At 71.0% G+C, this 8,664-nt stretch carries 5 protein-coding genes and 3 pseudogenes; 3 read left to right on the top strand and 5 right to left on the bottom strand.

Annotated features, from left to right (window positions below; all coding sequences use genetic code 11):
• The 5 genes and pseudogenes from ACKVMH_RS11295 to glyQ all read right to left on the bottom strand — a co-directional run.
• Positions 1-794 (bottom strand): annotated as a pseudogene (locus tag ACKVMH_RS11295) (translocation/assembly module TamB domain-containing protein); the annotation flags it as partial.
• Positions 794-2,590 (bottom strand): autotransporter assembly complex protein TamA, encoded by a 1,797-nt coding sequence (locus ACKVMH_RS11290; RefSeq protein WP_412700358.1) that lies wholly within the window; start codon positions 2,588-2,590, stop codon positions 794-796. The gene ACKVMH_RS11290 and the pseudogene ACKVMH_RS11295, both read right to left, overlap by 1 nt.
• Positions 2,591-2,656: 66 nt before the next feature.
• Positions 2,657-3,550, bottom strand: a pseudogene (locus ACKVMH_RS11285) (glycine--tRNA ligase subunit beta); the annotation flags it as partial.
• A 60-nt stretch (positions 3,551-3,610) separates the two neighbouring features.
• Positions 3,611-4,880 (bottom strand): annotated as a pseudogene (glyS, locus tag ACKVMH_RS11280) (glycine--tRNA ligase subunit beta); the annotation flags it as partial.
• 11 nt (positions 4,881-4,891) lie between these two features.
• Positions 4,892-5,839, bottom strand: a complete 948-nt coding sequence (glyQ, locus tag ACKVMH_RS11275; RefSeq protein ID WP_215219151.1) for a glycine--tRNA ligase subunit alpha — start codon at positions 5,837-5,839, stop codon at positions 4,892-4,894.
• 72 nt (positions 5,840-5,911) lie between these two features.
• On the opposite strand from glyQ, the gene ACKVMH_RS11270 reads away from it, so the two are divergent.
• From ACKVMH_RS11270 to ACKVMH_RS11260, 3 genes are all read left to right on the top strand, one after another.
• Complete coding sequence (locus ACKVMH_RS11270) at positions 5,912-6,652, top strand: glutamine amidotransferase (protein ID WP_412700357.1); 741 nt, start codon at positions 5,912-5,914, stop codon at positions 6,650-6,652.
• Positions 6,653-6,755: 103 nt separating this feature from the next.
• Entirely contained in the window at positions 6,756-7,601 is an 846-nt protein-coding gene (locus ACKVMH_RS11265; protein WP_412700356.1) for a BPSS1780 family membrane protein, read from the top strand.
• 113 nt (positions 7,602-7,714) lie between these two features.
• The gene (locus ACKVMH_RS11260; protein ID WP_412700355.1) at positions 7,715-8,629 is read left to right on the top strand and encodes a hypothetical protein; all 915 of its coding nucleotides are present in this window, start codon (positions 7,715-7,717) and stop codon (positions 8,627-8,629) included.
• Positions 8,630-8,664 lie beyond the last annotated feature (35 nt).

The following is an 8,664-nucleotide window of genomic DNA, read 5'->3' as shown; positions in this document are numbered from 1 at the left end:
ATCCGCGACAGGTCGCCGCGGGCGACGAAGCCCAGCCGCGCCGGCGTCGTCGCCGACCCCGCCGGCAGCACTGCGGTTGCGACCAGGTCGGTGCGGTAGTCCTCGCGCGGCACGTAGTCACCGTGCACGGTGAAGCGGCCGCGGTCGCTGTCCACTTCCAGCGCTTCCACGTGCAGGCGTCCGGCGTCGGCCACGAGGCCGCCACGCAGGCGGGCGATGTCGATCACCGGCGCGCCTTCGCGTGTCACCGCCAACCCGTCGATGCGGATGTCGCCGGCCTCAAGCGCCAGCGGCGGCGCGATCTGCGGCAAGGAGTCGGGCCAGCGCGGCAGCTCGAACGGCTCCTCGCTGACCGGCAGGTCGAGCGTCGCCTGTTCGACCTGCAGCGCATCCAGCCGCAGCCGGCGGCCGAGCAGCGGGCTGATCGCCGGGTCAAGGTGCACGCGGTGGGCGGTGAACTCGATCGCCTCGTAGGTGAAGCGCACGTCGTGCAGCGTCAGCGGGCCCGACGCCGGACCCTCGGCGCTTTCCCAGGTCAGGGTCGCGTTCCCGGGCAGGCGCTGGACGATCTGCGCGAGCAGGAACTCGCGCCCGCCGACGGTGGTGAGCAGCCAGTACAGGCCCACCACCAGCACCAGCCCCAGCGCGCCGGCCAGCAGTACCGCGCGCAGGGTGAGGTAGCGCAGGCGGGCCTGCCGCTTCCGGCGCAACTCGGCGATGTGGGCCTCGCGCTCCTCGGGCGTCGGCTCGCCGCCTTGGCGGCGGCGGAAACCGAACCTCCAGCGCGGCGCCATCAGAGGTCCGCCCCGACGCTGAGGTAGATCTCGAACGACGAGTCCGGGTCATCCAGCCCGTGTGCGACGTCGATCCGTACCGGTCCTACCGGCGAGCGCCAGCGCACGCCGGCGCCGACGCCGCTGCGCAGGTCGGGATCGCTGTTGAAGGCACTGCCGGTGTCGGCGAACACCGCTGCGCCCCAGCTCTCGTTGAAGTAGTGCTCGAACTCGACGCTGCCGGTAACGACGTTCTTGGCGCCCAGCGCGTACAACCGGCCGTCGGCGCCCTCGATCCGCGGCCCGACCTCGCGCCAGCCGTAGCCGCGGATGCTGCCGGCGCCGCCGGCGAAGAAGCGCAGGCTCGGCGGCAGGTCGACCAGGGCGTTGGTGTAGGTATGGCCCAGCTCGCCGCGCACGATCAGCCGGTTGTCCGCGCCGACGCCGCGGAACCAGTGGGCGGTCGCGCGCACCTGGGCGAAGTTGGCGTCCGAGCCGGCGCCTTCGATGCCGCCGCGCAGCATCAGCGTCCCGGCCCGCCCGTCGACCGGGAACACCGGGTTGTCGGCGTCGACATACTCGGCCCGCAGCGAGGGATAGGTGTAGGTCGCGTAGCGGTAGTCGGGCAGCGTTGCCGGATCGCCGTCGTCCTCGCCGACGTACGCCCAGCGCTCGCGCAACGCATGCAACGATGCGATGGCGGTGAGGTAGCGGTTGATCTCGCCGCTGCGGCTGCCGACGAATTCGATCCGCCGGCTGTCCATGAAGTCGGTCTGTTCGTCGGCGGCCTGCGCGCTGATGGTGTACCAGCCGTCCAGCCACGCGAAGGCCGGGATCCGGTACTGCAGGGTCAGGGTCTTGCGCCGCTGCGCCCAGTCCAGTTGCGCGAGTGCCTTGTGGCCGCGGTCGTTGAGGTAGCGCCGCTCCAGCCCGAGCCGGACGCCGGCGCCGCTGTCGGTGCCGTAGCTCAGGCCGGCGGTGTAGATGCTGCGCTTGGCCGGCGTCAGCGTGACGGTCACCGGCACGTCGTTGCCGACCGCATCGGCCGGCCGCGGCTGGATGTCGATGCTGGCGAAATAGTCCAGCCGCGCCAGCGACTCGCGCAGGCGGTCGAGCTTGCCCTGGTGGTAGTAGCTGCCTTCTTTCCAGTACACCAGCCGCTCGATCAGCGAGGGCCGGATGATGCGGCGGGTCTGCTCGAACTCCACCGGCCCCATGTCGTAGCGCTGGCCGCTGGTCCAGACCAGGTCGATGTCGGCGGCGTTCTCGGCACGCGTCACCTCGACCCGCCGGCTGGCGAAATCGGCGTCGAAATAACCGCGCACCGCCAGCCGCCGGCTGATGGTGTTCTTGCTGGCCTCGTACACGGCGTGGTCGAACACGTCGCCGGCCTGCGGGCGGAATTCGGCCAGGTCCTCCCGCAGGTAACGGTCGCGGCCGCCCTCGCCAATGATCGCGACGTGGTGGTCGCGCACGCGCACCGGTTCGCCGGGGTCGACCGTGATCGTCACGGTGACCGGGGCGCCGTTGCCGTTGCGGCTGCGCTCGACCTCGATCCGTGGCGAGTAATAGCCGAACGGTTCCAGCGCCTCGCGGGTCTCGTCGTCGGCCTCGCGTACCAGGTACGCCAGGCGCCGGCCCGACAGTTCGCGGCCCTGCGCCTGAACCAGCGACAGCGCCGCGAGCACGTTGGCGGTGGCCTCCTCGTCCAGGCCCACCACCTCCACCTGGCCCACTTGGGCGGCACGGACGGTGCCCGGAAGCACCGCGCTGGCGAGCAGGCACAGCGCGACGGTGGTGCGGTGGGGGAGGGGCATCGGCGCAGGATAGCCGGTGCGCGTCAACGCGCGATTAAGGTTCGCGCGCTTGCGTGTGGGGCGGACTCAGCTCGACAGGTGCTCGATCGCGGCGACGCTGCCCAGCACGCCGCTGAGCCGTGTCAGCAACGCGAGCCGGTTGTTGCGGACCGCCGGGTCGTCGGCATTCACCATCACCGCGTCGAAGAACGCGTCGACCTGCGGCCGCAGCCGCGCCAGCCGCCCCAGCACGGCAACGTAATCCCGCGCGTCCAGCAGCGGGGCGCTGTCGGCGATCGCGGCATCGACCGCATCGGCCAACTCGCGCTCGGCCGGCTCGCTCATCAGCGCGGGATCGACCGCGACCGGCACCTCGCCCTCGACCTTGCGCAGGATGTTGCGGCTGCGCTTGTTGGCCGCGGCCAGCGCCTCGGCCTCGGGCAGGCGCGCGAACTCGGCGATCGCCTTGAGCCGGCGGTCGAAGTCGAGCAGTGGGCCGGATGTCGCGCCCGGCGCCGCCAGCACCGCCTCGAACTGCTGCGGGGTGATGCCCTGCTCGGCGTAGTAGCCGCGCAGCCGGTCGAAGACGAAGTCGCGCAGTTCCTCCGCATCGGCCGGTGCAGCGGCCGCCTTGCCGACCTGGACCGCGCCGACGCCGTTGCACGCGGCCGACAGCAGCGGCGCCAGTGGCAGGTCCAGCCCGCCTTCGACCAGCGTCCGCGCCAGCCCGAGCGCATTGCGCCGCAACGCGAACGGGTCCTTGTTGCCGGTCGGCTTCAGGCCCGCGGCGAACCCGCCGGCCAGCGTGTCCAGCCGCTCGGCGATCGCCAGCACCTGGCCGGTGCGCGACGGCGCGATCGCGTCGCCGCCGAAACGCGGCATGTAGGCCTGGTCGATCGCATCGGCAACCTCGACCGGTTCGTTCTCGACCGCGGCGTAATAGCGGCCGGCGATGCCCTGCAGCTCCGGGAACTCGCCGACCANCGATCGCGTCGCCGCCGAAACGCGGCATGTAGGCCTGGTCGATCGCATCGGCAACCTCGACCGGTTCGTTCTCGACCGCGGCGTAATAGCGGCCGGCGATGCCCTGCAGCTCCGGGAACTCGCCGACCAGGCGCGACTGCAGGTCCGCCTTCGACAGCACGGCCGCGCGACGCGCCAGTGCCGGGTCGACCCCGGCCTGGCCGGCGATGGCCTCGGCCAGCGCCGCCACCCGCGCAACCTTGTCGGCCACGCTTCCAAGCTGCTGCTGGTAGGTGACCGTGCGCAGGCCTTCGTTCATCGACGCCAGCCCCTGCTTCATGTCCTCCACGAAGAAGAACCGGGCGTCGGCGAAGCGCGGGCGGATCACGCGCTCATAGCCCTGCCGCACCTGGGTGACGTCGCGGCTCTCGATATTGGCGATGCCCACGAAGTGCTCGCTCAACCGGCCGTCGGCATCGAGCACCGGGAAGAACTTCTGGTTGGTCTCCATCGTCGCGATCAACGCCTCGGACGGCACCGCCAGGAACGCGGGGTCGAAACTGCAGGCGACCGCGCTGGGCCACTCGGTCAGGCCGTTGACCTCCTCCAGGATCCCGGCATCGATGCGCGCGGTGCCGCCCGCTCCGCGTGCCGCGGCCTCGACCTCGGCGACGATGCGCGCGCGGCGCTCGTCAGGGTCGGCCAGCACCTTCGCGCCGCGCAGCGCCTCGACGTAGTCGCCGGGCGCGCCGATCCAGACCGGCTTGTCATGCATGAAGCGGTGTCCGCGGCTCATGCGGTCGCTGCGCACGCCCAGCAGGCCGGCGTCGACCACGTCGCGCCCGAGCAGCACCACCAGCCAGTGCACCGGCCGGGCGAAACCGTACTCGTGCGCGCCCCAGCGCATCGGCTTGGGGATCGGCATCGCCGCGACCGCGTCGGCGACGATCGCCTCGAGCAGGTTGGCGGTCGCCGCACCCGGCGTGGTGGTGCGGTGGACGAAGCGTTCGCCCTTTTTGTCGGTGGTTCGCCCGAGCGCGGTCCAATCCACCCCGGCCTTGGCGGCGAAGCCCTGCAGCGCGCGGGTCGGCTGGCCATCGGCGTCCAGCGCGATGTTGAGGTAGGGACCCAGCACCTCGGAGGTCCGCTCGGGCTGGGTCGATGCCACGCCCGGCAACAGCACCGCCAGCCGGCGCGGAGTGTAGAGCGGCTTGGCCTCGCCACGTTCGAACGCGATGCCGCGTCGCGCCAGTCCGTCCAGGATGCCGTCGAACAGCGCCTGCGCCAGCCCGGGCAATGCCTTGACCGGCAGTTCCTCGGTGCCCAGTTCGACCAGCAGCGGGGTCATGGTGGTGGTCATCATGCAGCCTCCCCGGCGACCGGAGTGGCGGGTTGCTTCAGTCCAGGGAAACCGAGCTTCTCGCGTTGCGCGTAGTAGGCCTCGGCCACGCCCTGGGCGATGCGGCGCACGCGCAGGATGTAGCGCTGGCGCTCGGTCACGGAGATGGCACGGCGCGCATCGAGCATGTTGAAGCTGTGGCTGGCCTTCATCACCTGCTCGTAGGCCGGCAGCGGCAGGCCCAGCTCGACCAGCTTGGCCGCCTCGGCCTCGCAGGCGTCGAAGCGGTGGAACAGCTCGGCCACGTCGGCGTGCTCGAAGTTGTAGGTGCTCTGCTCGACTTCGTTCTGGTGGTAGACGTCGCGGTAGGTCACCGGGGTGCCGTCCGGACCGTGGGTCCAGACCAGGTCGAACACGTTGTCGACGCCCTGCAGGTACATGCACAGGCGCTCGAGACCGTAGGTGATCTCACCCAGGACGGGCTTGCACTCCATCCCGCCGGCCTGCTGGAAGTAGGTGAACTGGGTCACCTCCATGCCGTTGAGCCAGACTTCCCACCCCAGCCCCCAGGCGCCCAGCGTCGGCGACTCCCAGTTGTCCTCGACCAGGCGCAGGTCGTGCACCAGCGGGTCCACGCCGAGCGCCTTGAGCGAGTCGAAGTACAGCTCGACGATGTTGTCGGGCGAGGGCTTCATTGCCACCTGGTACTGGTAGTAGCGCTGCAGGCGGTTGGGGTTGTCGCCGTAGCGGCCGTCGGTGGGGCGCCGGCAGGGCTGCACGTAGGCGGCGTTCCAGGGTTCCGGCCCGAGCGAGCGCAGGAAGGTCGCCGGGTGGAAGGTGCCGGCGCCGACCTCCAGGTCGAGCGGCTGGATCAGCACGCAGCCACGGTCGGCCCAGTACGTGTTCAGGCGCTGGATCAGCTGCTGGAAGGTGGGCGCCGGAGCGGCGTCCGCGGAGGCGTGCGACATGGTCTCGGGCCCGTGGTGCAAAGCGGGCTAGTATACGGCGCGCTCCCGCCAGCCCCCTTCCGCGAAGTCCGAATGACCGCACCGTCGACCGCTCCCTTCCTGATCATCGAGACCGGCAAGCCGGTCGGCCCGATGCAGCGCCATGGCGACTTCCCCCACTGGATCCGGGTGGCGGCCGGCATGTCGCGCGACGCCGCGGTGGTGGTCGACGTGCAGGGCGGTGAGCCGCTGCCGGTGCGCGAGGGCTTTGCCGGCGTCATCGTCACCGGCTCCGGGGCGATGGTCACCGAGCGGCTGGACTGGAGCGAGGCCACCGCGGCCTGGCTGCGCGAGGCCGCCCACGCGGGCCTGCCCGTCTTCGGTATCTGCTACGGCCACCAGTTGCTGGCGCACGCGCTTGGCGGCGAGGTCGGCAACAACCCGGCCGGGCGCGAGATGGGCACGGTCGAGGTCGAACTGCTGCCGGCCGCATCCGACGACGCGCTGCTGGCGCCGTTGCCGGCGCGTTTCGACGCGCAACTGACCCATATGCAGTCGGTGCTGCGCGTGCCCGACGGTGCCGTAGTGCTGGCCCGGTCGGCGGGCGACCCGTGCCAGGCGTTCCGCTGGGGCGAGGCGGCCTGGGGCGTGCAGTTCCATCCCGAATTCAGCGCGACCCACATGCGCGGCTATATCCAGGCCCGCAAGGTCCCGTTGCAGCGCGAGGGGCTCGACCCCGCGGCGATGCTGTCGGCGGTCGGCGCCGCCCCGGAAGCGCGGCGCGTGCTGCGCCGTTTCGTCCACCACGCGCGCGGGCTGGCCCCGTCGGCCTGAACGCCCCGCCCGCGGGCGGCAGGCAGTGCTAACGTTCCGGATGGCTGCGCGGTCGCGCAAGCCACTGGATTCGAACGGTTCTTCCAAGTTTCGGGGATAGGCGATGGACGGGATTCGCAAGGTGCGCGCCGGTGCGGGCGCGGAGTGGTTGATGGGCGGCATCGCCCTGTTGCGCAAGGCGCCGCTGCAGCTTGGGCTGCTCGGCCTGATCTGGGGCGGGCTGTCGGCGCTCGGTTCGCTCGGCGGCCAGGTGTGGCTGAGCCTGTTGCTGGCGCTGGCCGGTCCGGTGCTGTTCGGTGGCGTCGTCTACGCCGCGCGCGAGGTCGACCAGGGCCGCCCGGCTAATCCGGCGCACCTGGTCCAGGGCATGCGCGACGGCAAGCTGCTGCGCCTGCTGGCGATGCTGCTGCCGCAGATCGCCGCGCTGGTGGTGATGGGCGTGCTGCTGGTGGCGATGATCGGCCCCGAGCAACTGCAGCACACCACCCAGGTGTTGGCGCAGCTGCAGACCAACCCGGACCCGGCCCTGGCCGAGACGCTGCCGACCGGCCGCCTGCTGCTGTGGATGCTGGCCGTGCTTGTGGTTGGGGTGATCTCCGGCTTCTTCACCTTCGTTGCGATTCCCGAGGTGATGTTCACCGACCGCGGTGCGTTCGCGGCGATGAAGCTGAGCCTGCGCACCTGCCTGCGCAATCTCGGCGCGCTGGTGGTGCTGGTGGTGCTGATGATGATCGCGGTGATCGCGCTGAGCCTGGTGCTGCAGTTGCTGGCGCTGGTGCTTGCCTTCGCGCTGGGTGCGCAGGCGGCGACGTTCGCCACCCAACTGCTGCTGATGGCGATGCTGCTGCCGGTGATGGGCGGCGCGGTCTACCTCGCCTGGCGGCAGACCGTCGGCGATGCGCCGTCGGCCGCGGTTCCGCCGGCACCGGCGCGCGGCATCGAGGCCTGACCGGCCGACAGGTTCGCCCCGGGGAAGGGGGCAACACCGTGCGCGCGTCGCGCGGCTTGGATGCGCCGGCCGCTGGCCGGCGTTGGATGGATTGCCACAGATAGGGGAAGGGAATGACAACACGTGCAATGGGACCGCTGGCCGCACTCGGCTGGCTCAAGAACGCGGTCAACCTGGGCCGCAACAATCCGAAGGCGGTGTTCGGCGGCGCCGCGCTGCTGCTGGTGACGGCGGTCGTGGCGACGCTGGCTGTCGGCCTGCTCTCGGGCCTGGTCGCGGCGTTTGCCGGCAGCGGCACGGGCGCGATGTTTGCTGCCATGTTGCTGGTACTGGTGCCGCTGATGGTCGTGATCGGCATGCTTACCGTTGGCTACCTGCGACTGGTCGATGCGGTCGAGAGCGGCCGACCGGCGCGCGCGCTCGACGTGTTCGGCGGCTTTGGCGACCTGCCAACCTCGCTGCGCGTGATCGGCCTGATGATCCTGATCGCGGTGCTGCAGAACCTGCTGATCTTTGGCGTACTGTCGGTGTTCGCCGCCGGCGTGCTGGAGTGGTACATGCAGACGATGCAGGCGTCGATGACCGGCGACGTTACCGCTGCAATGGCACAGATGCCCGCGGGCCTCGGTACGGCCTACCTCGCGATGATGGTGGTCGGGATGGTGTTCTTCGGCGTGCAGGCGGTGGCGCTCGGCCAGGTGGCGCTGCGCGGTCGCGGCCTGTTCGCCGGGCTCGGCGACGGCTTCGCCGGCGCGTTCAAGAACCTGCTGCCGCTGCTGGTGCTGACGCTGGGTTACATCGTGGGCCTGGTCCTGCTGGGCATCCTCGCGGTCCTGCTGGTGACGCTGGTGGGCGTGCTGATGAAGGCGGTCGGCGCGTGGCTGGGCTTCGTCATCGCGGTGCCGCTGTACCTGGCTTTCGTGCTCGCCCTGATCGTGGTCGGCTTCGGCGCGATGTACCACCTGTGGCGCGACGTCTGCAGTGGCCGCGAGACCCCCGCGATGCCGGCGGACGCCTTGACGGCCTGATCGTTCGCAGGTGCGTGTCCAGCGCGGGGCGGCCC

Source organism: Lysobacter zhanggongensis, assembly GCF_046638635.1.
In the GTDB taxonomy this organism is placed as follows: domain Bacteria; phylum Pseudomonadota; class Gammaproteobacteria; order Xanthomonadales; family Xanthomonadaceae; genus Novilysobacter; species Novilysobacter luteus.
The sequence above is the reverse complement of the archived record's forward strand: the minus strand, read 5'-3'. Positions and strand labels throughout refer to the sequence as shown.

Excerpts from the sequence above, each read along its gene's own strand:
- ACKVMH_RS11270 (WP_412700357.1), top strand. The coding sequence starts at position 5,912 with ATGACCGCACCGTCGACCGCTCCCTTCCTGATCATCGAGACCGGCAAG.
- ACKVMH_RS11265 (WP_412700356.1), top strand. The coding sequence starts at position 6,756 with ATGGACGGGATTCGCAAGGTGCGCGCCGGTGCGGGCGCGGAGTGGTTG.
- ACKVMH_RS11260 (WP_412700355.1), top strand. The coding sequence starts at position 7,715 with ATGACAACACGTGCAATGGGACCGCTGGCCGCACTCGGCTGGCTCAAG.
- glyQ (WP_215219151.1), bottom strand. The coding sequence starts at position 5,839 with ATGTCGCACGCCTCCGCGGACGCCGCTCCGGCGCCCACCTTCCAGCAG.
- ACKVMH_RS11290 (WP_412700358.1), bottom strand. The coding sequence starts at position 2,590 with ATGCCCCTCCCCCACCGCACCACCGTCGCGCTGTGCCTGCTCGCCAGC.